At 72.9% G+C, this 20,346-nt stretch carries 14 protein-coding genes and 1 pseudogene; 7 read left to right on the top strand and 8 right to left on the bottom strand.

Annotated elements, in window-relative coordinates:
• The first annotated feature begins 151 nt into the window (after positions 1-151).
• From OG435_RS04130 to OG435_RS04120, 3 genes are all read left to right on the top strand, one after another.
• Positions 152-811, top strand: a complete 660-nt coding sequence (locus OG435_RS04130; RefSeq protein ID WP_266875338.1) for a DedA family protein — start codon at positions 152-154, stop codon at positions 809-811.
• The gene (locus OG435_RS04125) at positions 808-1,503 is read left to right on the top strand and encodes a phosphatase PAP2 family protein (protein ID WP_266875337.1); all 696 of its coding nucleotides are present in this window, start codon (positions 808-810) and stop codon (positions 1,501-1,503) included. Before OG435_RS04130 ends, OG435_RS04125 begins: the two co-directional genes overlap by 4 nt.
• A gap of 157 nt (positions 1,504-1,660) precedes the next feature.
• The gene (locus OG435_RS04120; protein WP_266875336.1) at positions 1,661-4,309 is read left to right on the top strand and encodes a SpoIIE family protein phosphatase/ATP-binding protein; all 2,649 of its coding nucleotides are present in this window, start codon (positions 1,661-1,663) and stop codon (positions 4,307-4,309) included.
• A gap of 24 nt (positions 4,310-4,333) precedes the next feature.
• On the opposite strand, the gene OG435_RS04115 is transcribed toward OG435_RS04120, so the two are convergent.
• The 3 genes from OG435_RS04115 to OG435_RS04105 are packed head-to-tail and all read right to left on the bottom strand — an operon-like array spanning position 4,334 to position 9,396.
• Positions 4,334-5,431: a PP2C family protein-serine/threonine phosphatase gene (locus OG435_RS04115; protein WP_266875335.1), complete on the bottom strand. Its 1,098-nt coding sequence runs from the start codon at positions 5,429-5,431 to the stop codon at positions 4,334-4,336.
• A 50-nt stretch (positions 5,432-5,481) separates the two neighbouring features.
• On the bottom strand, positions 5,482-6,870 hold the full coding sequence (locus OG435_RS04110; protein WP_266875334.1) for a pyridoxal phosphate-dependent decarboxylase family protein: 1,389 nt from the start codon (positions 6,868-6,870) through the stop codon (positions 5,482-5,484).
• A gap of 60 nt (positions 6,871-6,930) precedes the next feature.
• On the bottom strand, positions 6,931-9,396 hold the full coding sequence (locus OG435_RS04105) for an ATP-binding SpoIIE family protein phosphatase (RefSeq protein WP_266875333.1): 2,466 nt from the start codon (positions 9,394-9,396) through the stop codon (positions 6,931-6,933).
• Positions 9,397-9,475: 79 nt separating this feature from the next.
• Between OG435_RS04105 and OG435_RS04100 the strand changes: the two genes are divergently transcribed.
• Positions 9,476-10,042 (top strand): dihydrofolate reductase family protein, encoded by a 567-nt coding sequence (locus OG435_RS04100; protein WP_266875332.1) that lies wholly within the window; start codon positions 9,476-9,478, stop codon positions 10,040-10,042.
• 28 nt (positions 10,043-10,070) lie between these two features.
• Here OG435_RS04100 and OG435_RS04095 read toward each other — a convergent pair whose 3' ends face one another.
• The 3 genes from OG435_RS04095 to OG435_RS04085 form a co-directional block, all read right to left on the bottom strand.
• On the bottom strand, positions 10,071-11,807 hold the full coding sequence (locus OG435_RS04095; RefSeq protein WP_266881524.1) for a methyltransferase: 1,737 nt from the start codon (positions 11,805-11,807) through the stop codon (positions 10,071-10,073).
• A 184-nt stretch (positions 11,808-11,991) separates the two neighbouring features.
• On the bottom strand, positions 11,992-13,212 hold the full coding sequence (locus OG435_RS04090) for a 4-hydroxybenzoate 3-monooxygenase (RefSeq protein WP_266875331.1): 1,221 nt from the start codon (positions 13,210-13,212) through the stop codon (positions 11,992-11,994).
• Positions 13,213-13,325: 113 nt separating this feature from the next.
• On the bottom strand, positions 13,326-13,748 hold the full coding sequence (locus OG435_RS04085; RefSeq protein WP_266875330.1) for a MarR family winged helix-turn-helix transcriptional regulator: 423 nt from the start codon (positions 13,746-13,748) through the stop codon (positions 13,326-13,328).
• 175 nt (positions 13,749-13,923) lie between these two features.
• On the opposite strand from OG435_RS04085, the gene eno reads away from it, so the two are divergent.
• A complete protein-coding gene (gene eno / locus OG435_RS04080; protein WP_266875329.1) occupies positions 13,924-15,240 on the top strand; it encodes a phosphopyruvate hydratase in 1,317 nt (438 codons plus the stop codon).
• A 195-nt stretch (positions 15,241-15,435) separates the two neighbouring features.
• On the top strand, positions 15,436-15,798 hold the full coding sequence (locus tag OG435_RS04075; protein WP_323187782.1) for a transglycosylase family protein: 363 nt from the start codon (positions 15,436-15,438) through the stop codon (positions 15,796-15,798).
• 75 nt (positions 15,799-15,873) lie between these two features.
• Here the strand turns inward: OG435_RS04075 and OG435_RS04070 are convergent.
• Positions 15,874-16,427: pseudogene (locus OG435_RS04070) on the bottom strand (YbaK/EbsC family protein).
• A gap of 215 nt (positions 16,428-16,642) precedes the next feature.
• Between OG435_RS04070 and OG435_RS04065 the strand changes: the two are divergent.
• Positions 16,643-17,071, top strand: a complete 429-nt coding sequence (locus OG435_RS04065; RefSeq protein WP_266875327.1) for a hypothetical protein — start codon at positions 16,643-16,645, stop codon at positions 17,069-17,071.
• An 88-nt stretch (positions 17,072-17,159) separates the two neighbouring features.
• On the opposite strand, the gene OG435_RS04060 is transcribed toward OG435_RS04065, so the two are convergent.
• Positions 17,160-20,261, bottom strand: coding sequence for an AMP-binding protein (locus OG435_RS04060; RefSeq protein ID WP_266881522.1), 3,102 nt, complete (start codon positions 20,259-20,261; stop codon positions 17,160-17,162).
• Between the last annotated feature and the right edge of the window lie 85 nt (positions 20,262-20,346).

The raw sequence follows: 20,346 nt of genomic DNA, 5'->3' as shown, positions 1-20,346 counted from the left end.
GAGGCGGCCGAAGGGCGCCCAGCCACGGGTGCGTTCCCATGGGCGTCTCCTCGCCATCCGGTCGTCTACAGTGCCGTAGACCGTCTACGAGGCGGTAGTCGCCGCTGCTTGCCCTCCGACCCGGCCCACTCACCTCCGGGAGCCGCCCGCCATGGCCCTATCCGCCCACACGGCAGTGCCGCAGGCCGTCAACCTGCTCGACGCGGGATCACTGCTCTCCGCGTTCGGCGCACTCGGCATCGCGCTCGTGCTCTTCGCCGAGACCGGCCTCCTGGTCGGCTTCTTCCTGCCCGGCGACTCCCTCCTGTTCACCGCCGGCCTGCTCTGCGTACCGGGAGGGGACGGCTCCGCCCGCCTCTCGATGCCCCAGGTCCTGGCCTGCGCCGTGCTCGGCGCACTTCTCGGAGCCCAGGCGGGGTACCACCTCGGCCGGCGGGGCGGCCGGGCGCTGCTCGCCCGCAGCCGCAGCCGCAAGCTCCACGAGGGGGCCGCGCGGGCCGAGGAGTTCCTGGAGCGCTACGGCCACGCCAAGGCCATCGTCCTGGCACGTTTCGTCCCCATCGTGCGCACAGTCCTCAACCCCCTGGCCGGCGCCGTGAGCGTGCCGGCCCGCGTCTTCGCCCTCTGGCAGGTCGTCGGCGGCCTGCTCTGGACCGTAGGCCTCGTGCTCGCCGGATACGCCCTCGGCTCCTCCGTGCCCGACGTCGACCGCTACCTCCTGCCGATCGTGGCCCTCGTGGTCCTGATCTCCCTGACGCCGCTGGCCGTCGAAATGATCCGCCGGCGCCATCAGCGGGGCACGGACGGATGAGCCCGACCGGGACTCCTCCACGCCTTCGGGCGCGGTGGGCGGCACTCGTACTGTTCGCGGTCCTGTTCATCCTGCTCACCACGGAACTCGCGGCTCGTCACGGCGCTCCCTACGCCGTGGACCGGGCCGTCCACCGGTGGGCGCTCGAACACCGTCCCCCCGCCCTCACTTCCGGACTCCGCCTCCTCGCCGCGACCGGCACCGGGCCGCTCCCGTACCTCTGTGCGGCGGGCGCCGGGTGGATCGCCGGGCACGACGACCGGAGCCGCCTTCGGGCCGCCGCGTACGCGACGGCCTTCCTGGTCGCGGCGCAGGCCGCGCGCTACGCGCTCGTGTACTCCCTCGCGCGCGTGAGGCCGCCCGCGGCCGATTGGGCCACCCACGCCTCCGGCTTCGCCTTTCCCTCCGGCCACAGCGCCACCTCCGCCCTCGTGGCCGGGCTCCTCGCACTGTCCCTGTGCCGGAGGACCGGTCCGGCCGCGCACCGCCGGATCCGGGTTCTCCTGGGCTGCTGGGCCGTCGGCGTGGCGCTGAGCCGCGTCTGCCTGGGCGTGCACTGGCCCACCGACATCCTGGGCGGCTGGCTCTACGCCCTCATCTGGCTGAGCGCCGCCGCGGCATGGCTCCGGTCCGGACCCGGCGCCCGCCCCTTCGGACCGGCGACCGCGCCGGTCCGGACGGACGGCCGCTGATGCCACTGCACCGGCGACGGCCGAGCCCCACCACCCCCACCGCGGCAAGCGGACTGGCAGGTACCTCGCCCGGCACGGCCTTCCTCCCCACGACGGGCGCCAGGCAGTGCTACAACTGGTTTGTGACCTCTCCTTGTAACCCGTACCGGGGACGTCGGTGCGGTCACTGAGCGGCAATCGCCCGCGAAGCGTCGCCCGGCAGGTCTTCGTCCTGCAGGTGGCGGTCGTGGTGCTGCTCGCCGCCGGTGCGGTGCTGGCTCTGGTGCTCCAGTCGCGCCACGACATCGACCGCGAGGCCCGCAGCCGCTCGGTGGCGGTCGCCGAGACCTTCGCCCGCTCGCTCGGGCTGCAGGCGGCCCTGCGCTCTCCCGACCCCTCCGCGATCCTCCAGCCCCTCGCCGAGTCGACGCGCAAGGCGACCGGGGTGGACTTCATCGTGGTCATGGACACCGAGGGGATCCGCTACACCCACCCCCTGCCCGACCGCATCGGCAAGCGGTTCGTGGGGACGATCGCGCCCTCGCTCGCCGGCCACGTGTACACGGAGAGCGTCGACGGCCCGCTGGGCAACGAGATCCAGGCCGTGGTGCCGGTGTTCTCCGACGACGGCCGGGTCGTGGCCCTGGTGTCGGCCGGTCTCACCGTCAAGAACCTCACCGGAGCGGTCGATCGGCAACTCCCCGTGATCCTCGGCGTCGCCGCGACCGGCCTCGCCCTGGCCACCGGGGGAGCGGCACTGATCAGCAGACGCCTCCGGCGCCAGACCCACGGCCTCGGCCCCCTGGAAATGACGCGGATGTACGAGCACCACGACGCGGTGCTGCACGCCGTCCGCGAGGGGGTCCTGATCACCGATGGCGACGGGCGGCTCCTGCTCGCGAACGACGAGGCCAAGCGGCTCCTGCGGCTTTCCCCCGAGGCCGAGGGGACCTTGATCCGGGACCTGCCCGGCCTCGACCGGCAGGTGTCCGAGCTCCTGCGGTCCGGTCGGGAGGCCACCGACGAGGTGCACGAGGCCGGGGACCGGCTCCTGGTCATCAGCCAGAGGCCGACCCGTCCCGGCGGCGGGCCCGAGGGGGCGGCCGTCACCATCCGTGACTCCACCGAGATGCGCCTGCTCAGCGCACGGGCCGACACGGCCCACAGACGGCTCAAGCTGCTGTACGACGCCGGCACCGGCATCGGCACCACCCTCGACGTGGAGCGGACGGCTCAGGAGCTCGCCGACGTCGCCGTACCGCGTTTCGCGGACTTCGCCACCGTGGACCTGGCCGAGCCCGTGCTCCACGGGGACGAGCCCACCCCGGACGCGGACCTGCGGCGTACCGGGGTCAGCGGCATCCGCGACGACTCGCCGCTCTATCCGCGCGGCACACTGATCGACTTCCTGCCGTCCACCCCGCAGGCCCGCGGTTTCAGCAGCGGCCGGGCCGAGGTGGTGAAGGACCTCGCCGACGCGCCCGGCTGGCACGCCCAGGACCCGCGGCGGGCCCGGGAGATCGTCGACTCCGGGATCCACTCCCTGATCACCGCCCCCCTCACGGCCCGCGGGGTCACGCTCGGCGTGGCCAACTTCTGGCGCTCGCGCAAGCCCGAACCCTTCAACGACGAGGACCTCTCGCTCGCCGAGGAGCTCGTGGCACGGGCCGGCGTCACCATCGACAACGCCCGCCGCTACACCCGCGAGCACGCCCTGGCCGTGACGCTCCAGCACAGCCTGCTGCCGCGCGAGCTGCCCGAGCAGAGCGCCGTGGAGGTGGCGCACTACTACCTGCCCGCCCACTCCGGGGTCGGCGGCGACTGGTTCGACGTGATCCCGCTGCCCGGCAGCCGGGTCGCCCTGGTCGTGGGTGACGTCGTCGGCCACGGACTGCGCGCCGCGGCGACCATGGGCCAGCTGCGTACGGCCGTACTCAACTTCTCCTCCCTGGACCTTCCTCCCGACGAACTGCTGGCGCGCCTCGACGACCTCGTCCAGTACATCGACCAGAGCGGGGAGGGCGGCGGCACCGACGGCGAACTGATCGGAGCGACCTGCCTGTACGCCGTGTACGACGCGGTGACCCAGCGGTGCACGATGGCCCGCGCGGGGCACGTACCGCCGTTCGTGGTGGGTCCCGACGGATCGGCGCGGATGCCCGACCTGCCCCCGGGCGCACCGCTGGGGCTGGGCGGGTTCCCCTTCGAGTCGGCGGAGCTGGACCTGAGCGAGGGCTCGCTGCTGGTGCTGTACACCGACGGCCTGATCGAGGACCCGGGCCGCGACATCGACGAGGGGCTCGAACTGCTCCGCTCCGCCCTCTCCCACGCCGGCCCGGGGCCCCACGAAACCTGCCGGGCGGTCCTGAAGGAGCTGATGCCGGTGCGCCCGAGGGACGACGTGGCCGTCCTCATCGCGCAGACGCACGCGCTGGGCGCGGACCGCATCGCCGACTGGGAGGTGCCCTTCGAGCCGAACGCCGTGGGAGGCGTGCGGGCCCGCGCGGTCGAGAAGCTCGAGGAATGGGGGCTGTCCGAGCTCGCCTTCGGCACGGAACTCGTACTGAGCGAGCTCGTCACGAACGCCATCCGGCACGGCAGCGCACCGGTCCGCGTCCGGCTGCTGAATGACGGCAGGCTGCTGACCTGCGAGGTCTCCGACGGCAGCAGCACCGCACCCCACCTGCGATACGCGGCGACCACGGACGAAGGGGGTCGCGGGCTCTTCCTCGTGGCGCAGATCGGCGGCCGATGGGGCACCCGTTACACGCCCACCGGGAAGATCATCTGGTCCGAGCAGCCGTTGCCGGAGCACGTGGACCCCTGAGCGGGCGGCTTGCGTGTGCCGGCCTCAGGGCTCGGACAGGCGTACGGCGAGGGCGGCGACGTCGTCGTCGAGGCGCCCTCTCCGATAGCGCAGAAGATCGCGGTGCAGGGCCGCGAGCAGTTCGCGGGGCGGTGTCGGCGGCTGCCGGACCATCCAGGCCGCCAAGGGGAAGAACTCGCCGTCGCGGGCGCGGGCTTCGGCGATCCCGTCGGTATAGAGGAGGAGCAGGTCGCCGGGTGCGAAATCGTAGGTGTCGACGTTGTAGTGATCGCCGACGAGCTCCGCGAGGCTGATCAGCGGCGAGGGATCCGCGGACTCCAGTACGCGAAGTCTTCTGCGGTGCAGGAGCATCGGCGGGGGATGCCCGCAGTTGAGGATGTCGAAACGGCCGCCCTCGCGCGGGATCTGGACGAGGAGGGCCGTGGCGAATCGCTCCATCGCCCCGTCGAGGGGAAAGGCGGAGTTGTACCGGGTGCTGCTGGCGTCCAGCCTGCGGGCGACGTCGACCAGGTCGGCCTCCCCGTACGCCGCCTCCCGGAAGGCGTTGACGATCGTCGCGGCCGCCCCCACGGCCGGTAGCCCCTTGCCCCGCACGTCACCGATGAGCAGCCGGATCCCGAACGGCGTGTCGACCACCTCGTAGAAGTCCCCGCCGATGCGGGCCTCCGCCGCGGCCGCGAGGTACAGCGACTCGATCTCGATGTTGCCCAGGCGGTGCGGCATGGGGCTCAGCACCACCTGCTGCGCGGCGTCGGCGACGAGCCTCACCTGAAAGAGGGTGCGCTCCCGCTGGAGCCGGACGTGGCTTCCGTACGCCGCGGCCACGGTGACCGCGATGATGCCCGCGGCCGTCCACCACGTCCCCAGGTCGGGGAAGACGAGGCTGAGGCCGATCATCAGGAGGAGGCAGACCGTCCCGAGCAGGATGGTGGGGAGGACCGGCCACATGGCGGCGGCCAGGGCCGGCGCCGCCGGGAGGAGACGGCTGAACGCCATGTCCGGCGGAGTGGTGTAGGCCAGACTCGCGATGATGACGGTCAGGACGACCGGCGACAGCCGTACGAGACTTCCCGGGCCTGGGAGCCTACGGCGCCACGGTGGTCCAGACGTGATCACAATCATCAGGGTATCCACCTAATGGAGGCATGGCACTCCGGCGGCCCGGCCGCCCCTCAGGCGCCGCTGGTGTCGGCGGCGCCGCCGGCGGAGGCGCGCCGGATCGCGTCGAGGGCGCGCCGCACGTCGTCGTCGGTCGTCGACCAGTTGCTCACCGAGATCCGCATGACGCGCCGCCCGCGCCAGGTGGAGCCGCTGATCCATGCCGTGCCGTCGTCGAGCAGCCGGGTGAGGACCCGGTCCGTGCGCTCGTCGTCGCCGAACTCGGCGCAGACCTGGGTGAACACCACCTCGTTGAGGACGGTCGCGCCGTCCGTCCCGGCGATGCCGACGGCGAAGGCGGAAGCGTGCCGGCACAGCCGGTCGACGAGGTCGGCCACGCCCGACCGGCCGAGGGACCTGAGAGCCGCCCACACGGTGAAGGCCCTGCCGCGGCGGGAGAGTTCGGGGACCTTGTCGACGGGATCGCCCTGCTCGTCCTGGATGAGGTAGTCGCCGCGCAGACCCATCGCCGACCGGACCGCCGACGGGTCGCGCACGATGGCGAGACCGCAGTCGTAGGGGACGTTCAGGGTCTTGTGGGCGTCGGTCGCCCACGAGTCGGCGTCCGCGCAGCCCGCCGTCAGGCGCGCGTACGCCGGGGACGCGGCCGCCCACAGTCCGAAGGCGCCGTCGACGTGCACCCACGCGTCCGCCTCGCGAGCGGCGCGGATCGCCTCGGGGAACGGATCGAAGGCCCCGGAGTGGATGTCTCCGGCCTGCAGGACCACGATCGTGGGGCGCTGCCCGTCGGCCGCCAGGGCGCGCCGCAGGGCAGCGGGCTCGATGCGTCCCTGCCCGTCCGCCGCGATCAGTTCGGGCCGGCCGAGCCCCAGGTAGCGAAGCGCCAGGTCGATGGCCATGTGGCGGTCCTCGCCTGCGATGACGCGTACGGCCGACCCGCCCGTGAGTCCGTCGCGGGCGACGTTCCAGCCGGCGCGCCGCAGCACCGCGTCGCGCCCGGCGGCCAGGCAGGTGAAGTTGGCCATCGTGGCTCCCGTGGTGAAGCCGACGGCGCTGTCGCCGGGCAGGCCGAGGAGATCCAGCAGCCAGGCGCCCGCCACCTCCTCCACCGCCGCGTACGCGGGGGATGCGGCGCGCATCACGCAGTTCTGGTCCCAGGCGCTGACGAGCCAGTCCACGGCGAGCGCGGCCGGTTCGGTACCACCGACCACGAACCCGTAGAAGCGGCCACCGGGGAACGCGGTGAGCCCCGGCTCGCACGCCGTGGCGAGCAGGTCGACGACGTCGGCGGGCGTGCTGGGAGCGCCGGGTAGTTCCTCACCGAGCGCGCGCACGATCTCGTCGACCGAAGCGCGGGCGGGAACCCGGCGGTCGTTCAGGCTCGCCAGCCAGCGGACGGCATGGCCGTGTGCCTGTCGGAGCGCCGCCTCGCGCGCGTCCATACTTCGGACTATGGGCCAGGGGCCACCACCCCGCAAGCCGTCACGCACCCGGCGGGACCGTCAATGCGGGGGCAGGTTCTGCTCGGACCAGACGGTCTTGCCCTCCACGGTGTAGCGGCTGCCCCAGCGGTGCGAGAGCTGGGCGACGATGTACAGGCCGCGACCGCCTTCCTCGTGGTTCCGCGCGCGCCGCATCCTCGGCTGCGTATTGCTGGAGTCCGAGACTTCGCACGTCAGGCTGTCCGCCCGGATCAGCCGGAGCCGGACCGGGCCGCCGGCGTGGCGAATGGCGTTGGTGACCAGCTCGCTGACGATGAGCTCCGTGCTGAAGGCGAGCTCGTCGAGTTCCCAGGCGGTCAGCTGTTCCAGGACGAGACGGCGCGCGTCGGCGACGATCGCCGGGTCGGCTTCGAGCAGCCACGTCGCGAGGCAGTCGTCGTCCACCACCCGGGTACGGGCGAGCAGGAGCGTGACGTCGTCCCTCAGCCGGCCCGGCGGCAACCCCTCCACGATGTCGTGCCGGGCCTGGCGCAGCGGCCGGCCGAGCACGTCCGTACGCAGCAGGCGGTCCGCCAGGTCGCGCATGCCCTCGTCGATGTCCCCCTCGCCGCGTTCGATCAGGCCGTCGGTGTACAGGGCGAGGACGCTCCCCGCGGGCAGCTCGCGTTCGACCGGCTCGAAGGGCCAGCCGCCGACCCCCAGGGGCGGTCCGGGGCTCAGCTCGACGTACTCCACGGTTCCGTCCGGGCTGACCACGGCCGGAGGCGGGTGTCCGGCGCTCGCCATGACACAACCGCGGGTGACCGGGTCGTAGACGGCGTACAGGCAGGTGGCGCCGGCCGGTCCGATGCGCAGCAGCGTGCCCGCGTCGCCCTCGTCGGAGTCGTCGACGTCGGCCTCGGCGACGACCTGCAGGACCATGTCGTCCACGTGCGCCAGCAGTTCCTCGGGTTCCAGTTCCAGGTCCGCCATCGCGCGTACGGCGCTGCGCAGGCGGCCCATCATGGCCGTGGCGTGCAGCCCGTGACCGGTGACGTCCCCGACGACCAGGGCGACACGGGCCGACGACAGGGGGATGACGTCGAACCAGTCGCCACCCACTCCACTGTCCGCGTCGGCGGGCAGGTAGAGGCCCGCGGCCTCCAGCGCGGGGGTCTCCGCGGTGGCCGGGGGCAGCAGGCTGCGCTGCAGGCCCACGGCGGTGCGGCGTTCCTTGGTGTACCGCCGCGCGTTGTCCACGGCCACGGCCGCACGGGCCGCGATCTCCTCCAGGAGGGCCAGGTCGTCCTCGTCCAGCGGGGGAGAGTCCTGCGTGCGCCAGACCGTGATCCTCCCGAACCCGATGCCCCGTGCGCACAGCGGCGCCGTCATCGCCGAATGCGCACCCGGCACGGCAGTGGCCCACTGCGGTGCGGCATCGTCCCCGGGCCCCGCGGAGCGGACTCCGAGGCCGCTGATCAGCTCTCCCCGGCACTCCCGCGCCGGGGGAGCGGTGGCGTCCGGGGCCACGGGACCGTCCGCCGCGGGACGGGTCGCGAAATGGACCGTGGCCGTACGCAGCACGTCCGCGTCCGCCCCGGCGACGGCCATCCGGATCAACGGCTGCGCGGAAGGCCCGTCGGCGGCCGGCTCACCGCCGGTCAGGACGGCCTCCGGGAGATCCACCGCGGCACAGTCCCCGAGCGCGGGCGCCAGGATGCCGACCAGGTCCTCGACGGTGCGCGGGACGGACAGCGAACCGCCCAGTGCTCCGGTCGCGCGGTACAGCAGGTCCAGGCGCCCGCGCGAGCGCTCGTAGTCGGTGACGTCGGTGAACACCGCCGCCACACCCATCGGATGTCCGTCGGGTTCCTGCAGCCGGAACGCCTGAACGGCCACGACCCGGCCGCCTCTGGAGTCGTCCAGGGTGCGCGCGGTCGCGTTGAAGCCGATCAGGGGGTTCCCGCTGTGCAGGACCTCGCGCAGCCGGTCGTCGATGATCGCCGCGTCCTCGGCCCGCAGGAAGTCGGCCAGGCGTCGGCCCTTCAGGTCGACGGGCACCCCGGTGTAGGGCAACAGGTGCGTGTTCGTCCGCAGCAGGCTCAGGTCCGCCTCGAAGAGGGCGAGGCCCACCCGGCCCTGGAGGAACAGTTCGTGCGTGAAGGCGTGGTCCTGGCGCCATTGGGCGACCAGCTCCAGGGGCGAGCCGAGTACGAGGCACCGGGCCGCGTCCCCGCGCGCGCCGTCGTCCAGCGGGACGACGCGGAAGCCGATCTCCAGGGGGCGGCCGGAGCCGTGCCGCAGGGTGGCGCGGCCCTCCCACCCCGCCGGCTGCCCACGCCCGCCCTGAGCGAGAACCGCTTCCCAGCTGCCCGGGTCCACCAGGAGGTCGCGCGCCGGCCGGCCGCACACGTCGGTGGACCGGCGGTCCAGGAGGGCTTCGGCGGCCGGTGTCCAGGCGAGGACCGTCCCGGCACCGTCCAGCAGCGCCGCGGCCGTGTTCGTGACAGCGAAGGGATGGTCCTGATAGCCATCAGTGGCGCGCATGCGTGCCCATCTCGTCCGACGGTCCCTCTGCGTTCATGCTCTCAGGTACGCCGGACACCCACGAACGGAAGGCCGAACCGTGCGGAAACTGATCTACGGGATGAACCTGACCCTGGACGGCTACATCGCCGCGGTCGGCGACGACATCAGCTGGGGCGGACCGCCGAGCGAGGAACTGTTCCAGTGGTGGCTCGACCACGAGCTGGCGAGCGGCCTGTCGCTGTACGGACGCAAGCTGTGGGAGACGATGAGCTCCTACTGGCCCACCGGCGACCAGCTGCCGGGCGCCACCCCGGCGGAGATCGAGTTCGCGCGGAACTGGCGGGACACGCCGAAGGTGGTGTTCTCCTCGACGATCGACCGGGTCGACTGGAACACCCGCCTGGTCACCGGCGACGCGATCGCCGAGATCACCCGGCTCAAGGCCGGGGACGGCGGCCCGATGACCATCGGCGGCGCGACGCTCGCCGGGGCGGCCGTGCGCGCCGGGCTGGTCGACGAGTACGCGATCGCCACCCACCCGGTCCTGGTGGGCGGCGGCACGCCGTTCTTCACCGCGCTGGACGGCCGGGTGAACCTGAATCTGGTGGAGACGCGGACGCTTCCCGGCGGCGTGGTCGTCACCAGGTACGAGACCAGGCGCTGAGCTCCACAGGAGCCAGCGCCCGGTGCCCCTACCGGGCCTTGCGGGCGTGCAGGACGTACGCCTCCAGGGGGAGGGGGGTGTGGTCGAGCAGCTCCAGTCCGGCGTCGGCGAGCAGGCGGGCGTAGTGCTCGCGGTTGCGTTCACGACCGCCGACGTTGCACATCATGTGCAGGTCCCAGGCCGTGGCCAGTGAGGGGGAACCGTCGACCGGCAGCAGTCGTTCGACGACCAGCAGGTCGGCGTGGTCGGGCATGGCGCGGGCGCAGTGGCGCAGGATCTCCCGGCACCGCTCGTCGTCCCAGTCGTGCAGGATGCGGGAGAGGACGTACACGTCACCGCCGGCCGGTACGTCCGCGAAGTCGCCGCTGCGGTAGTCGCACCGGGCGCCGCAGCCCGCGGCGTCGAGCGAGCGGCGGGCGGCCTCGACGGCGTGCGGGCGCTCCAGGAGCGTGCCCCGCAGCTCCGGGTGCGCGGTCAGGATGCGTCCGAGGAGTTCGCCGTTGCCGCCTGCCACGTCGACGACGGTCCGCGGAGTGGAGGCCCGGGCCGCGGTGATGATCACGGGGTGGGCGGGAAGCGGCTCGAACATGCGCGAACTGGCCGCCATGGAACGGTCGAAGAGATCGGCGAGCGCGGGGTCGCGCGCGAAGTGGTCGAAGTGGTTCTCGCCGAAGAGGTGGTCGAAGCCGGGCTGTCCGGTCCGTACGGTGTGGTCGAGCGCGGCGAAGGAGCGGTAGAAGGGGCCCCCGTACATCAGGGCCAGCGGGCGCATCGTGTCCGGGGAGTCCGCGTGGAGCAGGGCTCCGAGCGGAGTGAGGCGGAAGCTTTCCTCCTCCTCGGTGCACGGGGCCTCCCCGGTGCACGCGGCCACGACGCCGAGCATCGTGAGGTAGCGCAGGAGCGTGGCGAGGTTCTCGGGGCGGGTGGCGGTGCGCCGGGAGAGTTCCCGGGTGCTGGTGGCCGCGTGCGGGTCCATGGCCTCGGGCAGGCCCAGGCGCGCGAACGCGGCGAGTGCCTGTGTGGTCCATGCTCCGGTGAGGAGGCGCAGGAGCGTCTCGGCGGGCCGGCCCGCGTCGGGACGCGCCCGGGTGTCCGCGCGGAGGTGGTCGTCGAGGGCGTCCCGGTGGTCGCCGGGGGTGTAGAGCTCCAGGCGGCGGTAGCCGCTCGCCCCGGCCGCGGGGGTGGTGAAGTAGAGGACGGTGCCGTCCTCGTGCGGGTTGTACCCGCCGCCGTCGGGGCGGGCGCCGTGGCGGGCGAGCACCGCGCACAGGCCGCGCAGGACCAGCGGGTCCGGGTGCTCCAGTTCGAGGGCTAGGTGGGCCTCGTGGCCCCGGGCGCGTTCGTGCGCGGCGATCGGTTCCAGGTCGGAGTGCGCGGGCACCGTGAGGGCGAACACCTCCACCGCCCGGCGCTCTCCGGCCGGGCCGTGGACGCGGGGGCGCAGGATCCGGACGTCGAGCTCCGCCAGGGCACGGCGGTGGCGCCGGGCGAGCCGTTCCCGTACGACGACGCTCGGCTGGGACGGGGTGTCGACGGCGAGCCCGCAGTCGGCGAGTTGGCGGCGCAGGTCCTGCGGGTCGGTGGGGAAGAGCAGCAGGCCGGCGTGGGCGAAGCGGCAGTGCGGGGCCAGGGACCGCAGTTCCGGGCCGCGCAGACCGGGCAGCAGGAGGGGCAACAGGGTGGCGATGTCGTGTTCCCGCACGAAGGCGACGGCCGCGCGCAGGCGGGCCGTGTCGTCCGGGGGCATGGCGTCGTCGGGAAGCATCGTTTCGCCTGGAAGCGGCGATCCGGCGGGGCGCGTCGCTTCGTCGGGGAGGGTCGTCGTCATCGCGGAGTTCCTCGGCGGTGCAGGGGCGGGTGCTCCGGGGGAGCGGGGCATGGTGGACCGGCTGTGCGGTGGTCGGGCGAGGGGGTGCGGGGAAGAGCGGTGGTGCGGGGAAGAGCGGTGGTCAGACGCCGACGTAGTTCTCGGCGAACCAGTCCTGGTGGGCGCGGGAGGTACGCAGGGAGTCGAGGCGTGCGCGCCGCAGGGAAGCCTGGAAGAACGATCCGCCTGACGCGTCCGGGACCTGGCCCGGGATCGCATGCAGCAGGCCGGTCATCCACTGGGTGAACTCCTGCGCGCGCCAGATGTGCGCCAGACATTGCGCCGAATAGCGGTCGAGGGCTGCGCCGTTCCCTCCGGCGAGGGTCTCGGCGAGGGCTTCGCCCAAGATCTCCGCCTCCAGGACGGCGAGGTTCGCGCCCTTCGCGGCGGCCGGCGCCGTCAGGCTCGCGGCGTCACCGGCGAGCAGGAGCGAGCCGTGCCGCAGAGGTTCGATCACGTCGCACGCGAGGTCGACGACGCCGCGCTCGATGATCGGCCCCCTGTGCAGCGGACCGTGCTCCGCGGCGCGCATCCGCAGGTCGAGTTCGTCCCAGATCCGCTCCTCGGACCAGGCGTCGGCGGGGACGCCGCGCCGGTACTGGAGGTAGTACCGCGTGACCTGCGGACTGCGGGCCATGTGGCCGGCGAAGCCGCGCTCGTGGACGGCGTAGCCGACGGCGTCGAGGCTGGGCGGAGCTTCGGCGAGCAGGCCGAGCCAGCTCACTCCGTGGTCGTGGTGGTGGCGGACCGCGTCGGGCGGCAGCGAGCGGCGGGACGCTCCGTGGCGGCCGTCGCAGCCGGCGACGTACCTGGCCTCCCATCGGGTGGGGCGGCCGTCCGGCTCCCTGGTGGAGACGTACGGCCGGGGGCTGTCGGCGTCGTGGACCGCCAGTGCCTCGGTCGCGAAGTGGATCCTGCCACCGGCGTCGAGGTAGTGCGCCAGGAGGTCGGTGACCAGGTTCTGCTGCGGGTAGACGGTGTGCCGTTCGCCCCGGCCCAGGGAGCCGTAGTCGAGGCGGAAGCTGCCGTCCCCGGTACGGAACTCGCAGGTGCCGTGCGTGCGTCCGTGCCGGTGCAGCCCGTCGGCGAGGCCGTGGCGGTCCAGGATCCGTACGGTGTTCGGCGCGAGGAATCCCGCCCGGGCCCGGGTCTGGACGTGCGAGCGGTCGGCGCGTTCGAGAACGACGCAGTCGATCCCGGCGGCGAGCAGGAAGTTGGCGAGCACGAGGCCGGCGGGACCGGCGCCGAGCACGACCACGTCGGCCGAGGCGCGTAAGCCCCGACAATTCTTACTTTCTGTCATAGCGCGGGAATCATAAGCACGGAAAAACCGGAGGAAGATCACCAATAACCCACATGCAGTATTAAGGTGAAAATCGCCGGATCCGGTTCTCGCTCACGGTGGCGAGGGCGGCGCTAGCGTGTGGCGAGCCGCTCCATCAATGCGGCGCTCCGCGCCAGCAGCGCCCTTTCCTCATCGGTGAGTTCGGCCTCGATGGCCTGGGCGAGCCAGCCGGCCCGACGGCCGCGCTCCGCTTCGAGTGCTGCCCGCCCCGCGTCCGAGAGCTCGACCAGCGATTTGCGGCCGTCCGTGGGGTGCGCGCGGCGCGTGATCAGGTTCTGCTCCATCAGGAGTCCCACGGCGCGGGCCATCGACTGGGGGCGTACGCGCTGATCGGCGGCGAGGTCGCTGGTGGTCATGGCGCCGTCGCGGTCGAGTGCGCCGAGCACGGCGACCTGGCCCAGCGGGATGTGGTCCTCGTGTTTGACGCGTCGGGTGAGCTTGCCCATCGCGGTGCGTAGTTCGGCGGCGATGGCGGCGGCTTCCGGGGTGGGCATGGGGCAGTTTACCCCGTTGGTCAGCAAAGCTGTACAGCTGTTCTGCGCAGCTCAGCTGTACAGAACAGCTGTACAGCAAAACTGCACAGCCTTGCTGTATGGTTTGGCTTGTCGGGCTCAGCGCCAGCGTTGTCGCAGCCGGGGCCGCGGCACACGACAACGGGGAGGGACTCCCATGTCCGCACAGGCGGCCGGAACCACCGAAAGAGCCGACGCGACCATCGAGACCGTGACCGCACGCCGGATCATCGACAGTCGGGGCAACCCCACGGTCGAGGTCGACGTCGTCCTCGCGGACGGATCCACGGGACGCGCGGCCGTCCCCTCCGGAGCCTCCACCGGCGCCCGGGAAGCCGTGGAACTGCGCGACGGAGAATCCGCGCGCTGGCACGGCAAGGGCGTCGATCAGGCGGTGTCCCACGTCAACGGGGAGATCGCGGCGTCCGTACGCGGCCGGGACGCGGCGGACCAGGCCGGCCTCGACGCGGCTCTGGTCGCACTCGACGGCACCGCCACCAAGTCACGGCTCGGCGCCAACGCCGTCCTCGGTGTCTCCCTCGCCGCCGCCAAGGCCGCCGCGGCGGCCCACCGCCAGCCCCTGTACCACTACCTCGGCGGCGCGGACGCCCACCTCCTGCCGCTGCCGATGATGAACATCGTCAACGGCGGCGCCCACGCCGACAACCTGCTGGACTTCCAGGAGTTCATGATCGCGCCCGTGGGTGCGGACACCTTCGCCGAAGCCGTCCGCATGGGCAGCGAGGTCTTCCACACCCTGCGCCGGGACCTGCTGGCCGCCGGCCACTCCACCGGCGTCGGCGACGAAGGCGGGTTCGCGCCCGCGCTGCGCACCGCCGAAGAAGCCCTGGACTTCGTGATGGCCGCCATCGAGCGCACCGGCTACCGCCCCGGCCCCGACATCGGCCTGATCATGGACCCGGCGTCGTCGGAGTTCTTCCGCGACGGGGTCTACGACTACGCGGGCGAGGGCGTGCGCCGCAGCCCCTCCGACAACGTCGACTACCTGGTGAAGCTCATCGACGCCTACCCGATCCTCTCCATCGAGGACCCGATGGCGGAGAACGACTGGGACGGCTGGCGCGAGCTGACCGCCCGTGTCGGCGACCGCTGCCAGCTGACCGGCGACGACCTGTTCTGCACCAACGAGACGCTCCTGCGCGAAGGCATCGCCACCGGCGCCGGCAACTCCATCCTGATCAAGGTCAATCAGATCGGCACGCTGACGGAGGCGCTGGCCGCGGTGGCCACGGCCCACCAGGCGGGCTGGACGGCCGTCATGTCCCACCGCTCGGGCGAGACGGAGGACACGACCATCGCGGACCTGGCGGTCGCCACCGGCTGCGGTCAGATCAAGACCGGCTCGCTCTCCCGCTCCGACCGCACGGCGAAGTACAACCAGCTGATCCGGATCGAAGAGGAACTGGGCGGCTCGGCGCGCTACGCGGGCCGCTCCGCGCTGAGCAGGGGATGAACGGCCGGCAGTGGGCGGGCGGGGCTGCGCGAGGGTCGTAGAGCGTCCGTTCGGGTGGCGTTGGCCCTTCGCGGGTGGTAAGTGCGCCTGGAAGTGCGTCGGTCCGTGCTGTGCTGTGGCCACGGCCCGAAGGGGTCGTACGCGGGCCCGCCCGCTGTTCGCGGCAGGTTCGGCCCCAACAGCGAAGGAGGACTGATGTCGCGCTACCCGAAGGACCGGCGAAATCGGAGCAGGGTTGGTCAACTGCTCGTCTTCATCATGGTGTTGGCGGTTCCGCTCCTGGAGGTCTCCGGAGCCCATGCCGCCGCGGTGCACTCCAAACAGGGCCCCGACTGGGATGCCATCGCCCGCTGTGAATCCGGTGGGAATTGGCGGGCGAACACCGGCAACGGCCATTACGGCGGCTTGCAGTTCACCCAGTCGAGCTGGAAGGCGGCCGGAGGCCGCAAGTACGCACCACGCGCCGACCTCGCCACGAAGGCGGAGCAGATCGCCACGGCGAGGAGGCTCGCCAAGATCCAGGGAATGGGGGCCTGGACCTGCGCACGCCGCAGATGAAGTCCCGCCCCAACAGGGCTGTTCCATAGTCCTGTTGGGGCAAACCCGGCCGGACGGCCCGAAGAGCGGCGCCCGTCAGACGCCGAGGCCGTCGATCAGTTCGGCGCCGGGGAGTTCCGCGAACAGCTTCCCGGGCACGATGAGCTTCCCGCGCCGCCGCCCGCTGCCGATCAACACGTACGGCATGTCGCGGACGGCCGCGTCCACCAGGAGCGGCCAGTCGTCCGGAAGGCCCAGCGGGGTGATGCCGCCGTACTCCATGCCCGTCAGTTCGACGGCCGTGGCCATCGGAGCGAAGGAGACTTTGCGCGCCCCAGATGGCGGCGAACGGCGCCGTTCACGTCGACCCGGGCCGCGGAGGGCACCAGGCAGGCGGCGAGGGTGGTCTCGCCGCCGCGCTTGGCGGCCACCACCACGCAGTTCGCCGACTGGTCCAGCAGCTCCTGGCCGTAGTGCGCGACGAAGGCGGCGGTGTCCGCGATGGCCGGGTCGGTGTCGACGTAGAGGATCTGTGCGGCGGGTACGTCTCCCCGCCAACCGTCGACCGCGCGCGCCACGGGCGGGGTGAGCTCGGCGAGACGATCGGGGGCGGGTGCGGCATGGTCGAACGGTCCGATGGGAGTGCGCATCCCCGCACGCTGGCACCGGGCGTCGAGGTGCCCCACGGCCCCGGGCACCGCCTTCGTCTGGCCGCCTGGTAACCCTGGCTGACCTGCGGTTTCATCTGGAACGCAGACGGGGTGGGGGTATGGCGTGCGGATGCGGGCCCCGGGGCTCTGTGTCAGCTTGGTACGAGTGGGGGCTGGATCGCGGGGGGCGTCTTCCCCGAAGGGGTGCATCACAGATGAACCGACTTCTCGCCACGGCCGTGAGCACGGCCGCCGCAGCGCTTCTCGTGGCAGGCGGGGCCGCCTCGGCCTCCGCCGCCGAGCCCACCGACGACGCGACCACGAAGCTGTGCAGCAGTCTGACCGAACTCAAGGCCGACAACGCGAAGTTGCGTGAGCTCGACCCGGCTACAGCCACCAAGGACCAGATCGAGGAAGCCCACAAGGCCGTTCAGGACGACTGGACGACCGTCGCCAAGTCCACCGCGCAGTTCAAGGCCGCCCATAAGGAAGCGATCAAGAACGCGACCAAAGACGTGAAGAAGACGTACGACGGCCTGCCCGGTGACACCACCGGCGCCGAGGCCCTCACCAAGCTCACCCCGAACCTGCAGAATCTCGACGAGGCTGTCGCGAATGCCCAGACCGGCCTGAAGTGCGGCTGACGCGCCCCGGCCGCGTCGGCGGGTGAGGGACACCGCACGCGAAGTCACCTGAGTCGTCGGGTCCGGCGCCGCCGGACCCGACGGCGGGTTACCCGCAAGCGGCGGTCAGCGCGGCCGTGAACTCCCCGGCCAGTTCGGTGATCGCGGGGAGACCGAAGGCCAGCGCGTTGTACTGCAGCCAGCACCGCAGGCCGCCGTCCGGCTGCTCGACCACGGTCAGCTCGGGCACGCCCCGGTCACCGCCCGGCAGCGGCCAGGGCACGGTGCTCCCGCGCGGGAGCTCCCAGGGCGCGCAGGCCAGGCCGGGCACCTGGGCGGGCGCGGCCCAGGCCTCGTAGCGGAGCCAGGCCGCGAACGGTACGGACGGGCTGAACTCGGCGAACGGGTACAGCTGTTGGTCCAGCGCCTCGCTGTACACCGTCCGTAGCCGGTCGACCAGCTCGGCGAAGCCGGGCCCCCCGCTCGCGTCCACCCGCAGCAGCAGCGACTGGACGAAGCAGCCGACCGTGCGCTCGGAGTCCGGGCGCGGACGGCCGGGCACCGGGGTCATCACCACCAGGTCGGGGCGGCCGCTACGGCTCGCCAGCAGTCCGGTCCAGGCCGCGGTCACGGCCAGGAAGGGGGTCGCGCCGAGCTCGGCCGCCCGGACCCGCAGGGCTTCGGCCAACGGCGGCGCCACCTCGAACTCGTGCGCCTGCGTGAGGACTTCCTCCACTGCCCGACGACCGGCGAACTGCTCCAGGGCCTGCGGCGCCCCGGCCAGCGCGGTCGCGAAATGGGCCCGGGAGACCGGCCAGTGCGCGTTCGCCCACTCCACCAACTCCTGGTAGCCCGGACCCGGGCGGGCCGGCGGAGCCGAACGGCCGCGCCGCAGCGCCGAGTAGAACACCCCGAGGTCGGCCAGCAGCACACCGACCGACCAGCCGTCGGAGACCATGTGGTGCACCGCGACCAGCACCACGTGGTCGGTCTCCGAACGGCTCACCACCAGCAGGCGTGCCATCGGGTCGACGGCCAGGTCGGTGAGGCGGTCGCGTTCGGCCAGCAGCAGGGCGTCCACCTCCGGGTCCGTGGCCCCCGGAGCCGAGGTCAGCGTGATCCGTACCCGGGGCTCTTCGTCCAGCACCGCCCGTACGACCCCGTCACCCGCCGCCTCGAACCGGGTCCGCAGCGCCGGATGGCGACGGACCGCCTCGGTGAGCGCCAGGCCCAGGGTTCGCGGCTCCAGCCGGTCGGTGACCCGGAACAGCGCCGTCACCGCGCCGGCGTCCCGCCCGGGGGCCTCGGCCATCCAGCGGAAGAAGTTCTCCTGCTGCGAGGTGAGTGCGATCGCATGCGGCTGCGCACGGAGCGCGGCCAGAAAGGGCGTCACGGTCTCCGTGCCGGCGGACGTGCCGGCGGACGTACCGATGCACGCGTCGGCCGTGGTGGTCGCAGGCCGGTCCGGGTGGTCCACCCAAGCGGCCTGGGAGCGCAGCGAGGGCCGCTCGAAGACCATGGCGGTGCCCGCCCGGACCCCGAACTCGCCGCTGATGCCGGCGGCGAGCTGCACCGCCCGGAAGGAGTCGCCGCCGAGCGCGAAGAACTCGGCGGCCACGTCGGTGACCGGCCGGCCGAGGAGACGCCGCCAGAGTGCCGCCAGGCGCAGTTCCGTCGGGGTGGCCGGGGCGACCGCCGGACCGCTGGGCTCGGCGGGCGCGTCGAACAGGGGGCGCAGCCGGTGCTTGACCACCTTGCCGCTCGGGTTCCTGGGCAGGTCGTCGGCGAGCAGGATCCGGACCGGCAGTTCGGGCCGGCTGAGCCGGGCGCTCAGGAACAGCCGGAGCTCGTCCAGGTCCAGACCGCCGGGCCCGGCCACGACGACCGCCACCGGGACGGATCCCATCACGGGGTGCGGCAGGCCGAGCGCGGCGGCGTCCGCGATGCGGGGATGCTCGTACAGCACCTCCTCGATCCGCAGCGTGGAGACCTTCAGCGCACCGCTCTTGATGACGTCGCTCTCCCGGTCGACCAAGTGGAGGTAGCCGTCCGGGTCCAGGCGTCCGACGTCGCCCATCCGTACCCATCCGTCCCGGAACACCTTCGCGCTCTCCCCGGCGGCGCCCAGGTAGCCGCGCGGCGGTCCGGGCTGGCGCAGCCAGACCTCGCCGACCTGCCCGGCGGGCAGCGCGCGCCCGTCCGCGTCGAGGATCCGCAGGTCACGGGGGTCCGCCGGGCGGCCCAGCGAGCCGGGGCGGCGGGTGTCGACCACGGTGGAGATCTGCGCGGGCGAGGCCTCGGCGGAGGTGTAGGTGTTGACCAGGGTCGCATCCGGCAGCGCCGCGGCCAGCGCGGCGGCCACCGGTACGGGCAGTGCGGCGGCGGAGGAGTTGACCAGGCGCAGACTGCCCAGGTCGTACCGGGCGGCGGTGCCCGCGTTGAGCAGTTCGATCGCCATCGAGGGCACCAGGAAGGCGGTGCCGATCCCGAACTTCTCCACCGCGGCGCCGAACTCGTCCGCGTCGAAGCGCGGCAGGCTGAGCGTGGTGGGCGCGGCGGTCAGCGCGCTCAGCAGCATCACCTGGCCCGCGTTGGTCCCGATCGGGAAGGCGTGCAGGGCGTACCGCGAGTGCGCGTAGGCACGGCGGCGGGGACGGACGGCCGGCCCGGCGGTCAGGCCGGCCGTCAGGTTGGCGTGCGCGGCGAGCACGCCCTTGGGCGCGCCGGTGGTGCCGGAGGTGCCGATGACCTGGGCAGGGTCGGCCGGACCGACCCGGTGCGGCGGGGCAGCCGGCGGCTCGGGGTGCGCTGACAGCAAGGCGTCCAGATCCAGCTCCACCAGTCCCGGGACGGTGTGCGGTGCACCGTCCAGCAGGACCGTGCCGGCTCCGGCCAGCGCGGCCAGGGCGGCGGCATCGGCCCCGGACAGGTCCTCGCGGACCGGTACGGGCACCCCGCCCGCGTACTGGACCGCGAGGAAGCCCACGGCGTACCGCTCCCAGCGCGCGTTGGAGAACCGCAGCAGCACCCGGTCGCCCGATCCGATCCCGGCGGCGGCCAGCCCGACGGCAGCGCGCAGGGCCTCCTCGCGCCAGCGGCGGTAGCTCAGTTCCCCGCCGTCGACGACCTGTAGCGCGATGTGGTCGGGGTGTTCGGCGGCCCGGGCGTCGAGGAGCTCCGGGACGGTGGTCGCGGTGGGCGGCGCGGTGATGGCGATGCTGATGGCGTTCTCCGGTGGGTTTCGATGGGAGGTTCGGGCAGTGGATCCGACTCCACTGCCCGGGAGTGCCGCTGAC

The organism is Streptomyces sp. NBC_01264, from assembly GCF_026340675.1.
Taxonomy (GTDB): domain Bacteria; phylum Actinomycetota; class Actinomycetes; order Streptomycetales; family Streptomycetaceae; genus Streptomyces.
This window is presented reverse-complemented; position numbering and strand designations above follow the sequence as displayed.

Coding starts and splice junctions, on each gene's coding strand:
- OG435_RS04095 (WP_266881524.1), bottom strand. CDS start 11,807: ATGCTTCCCGACGACGCCATGCCCCCGGACGACACGGCCCGCCTGCGC.
- OG435_RS04130 (WP_266875338.1), top strand. CDS start 152: ATGGCCCTATCCGCCCACACGGCAGTGCCGCAGGCCGTCAACCTGCTC.
- OG435_RS04085 (WP_266875330.1), bottom strand. CDS start 13,748: ATGCCCACCCCGGAAGCCGCCGCCATCGCCGCCGAACTACGCACCGCG.
- OG435_RS04115 (WP_266875335.1), bottom strand. CDS start 5,431: ATGATTGTGATCACGTCTGGACCACCGTGGCGCCGTAGGCTCCCAGGC.
- OG435_RS04075 (WP_323187782.1), top strand. CDS start 15,436: ATGTCGCGCTACCCGAAGGACCGGCGAAATCGGAGCAGGGTTGGTCAA.
- OG435_RS04110 (WP_266875334.1), bottom strand. CDS start 6,870: ATGGACGCGCGCGAGGCGGCGCTCCGACAGGCACACGGCCATGCCGTC.
- OG435_RS04125 (WP_266875337.1), top strand. CDS start 808: ATGAGCCCGACCGGGACTCCTCCACGCCTTCGGGCGCGGTGGGCGGCA.
- eno (WP_266875329.1), top strand. CDS start 13,924: ATGTCCGCACAGGCGGCCGGAACCACCGAAAGAGCCGACGCGACCATC.
- OG435_RS04105 (WP_266875333.1), bottom strand. CDS start 9,396: ATGCGCGCCACTGATGGCTATCAGGACCATCCCTTCGCTGTCACGAAC.
- OG435_RS04065 (WP_266875327.1), top strand. CDS start 16,643: ATGAACCGACTTCTCGCCACGGCCGTGAGCACGGCCGCCGCAGCGCTT.
- OG435_RS04090 (WP_266875331.1), bottom strand. CDS start 13,212: ATGACAGAAAGTAAGAATTGTCGGGGCTTACGCGCCTCGGCCGACGTG.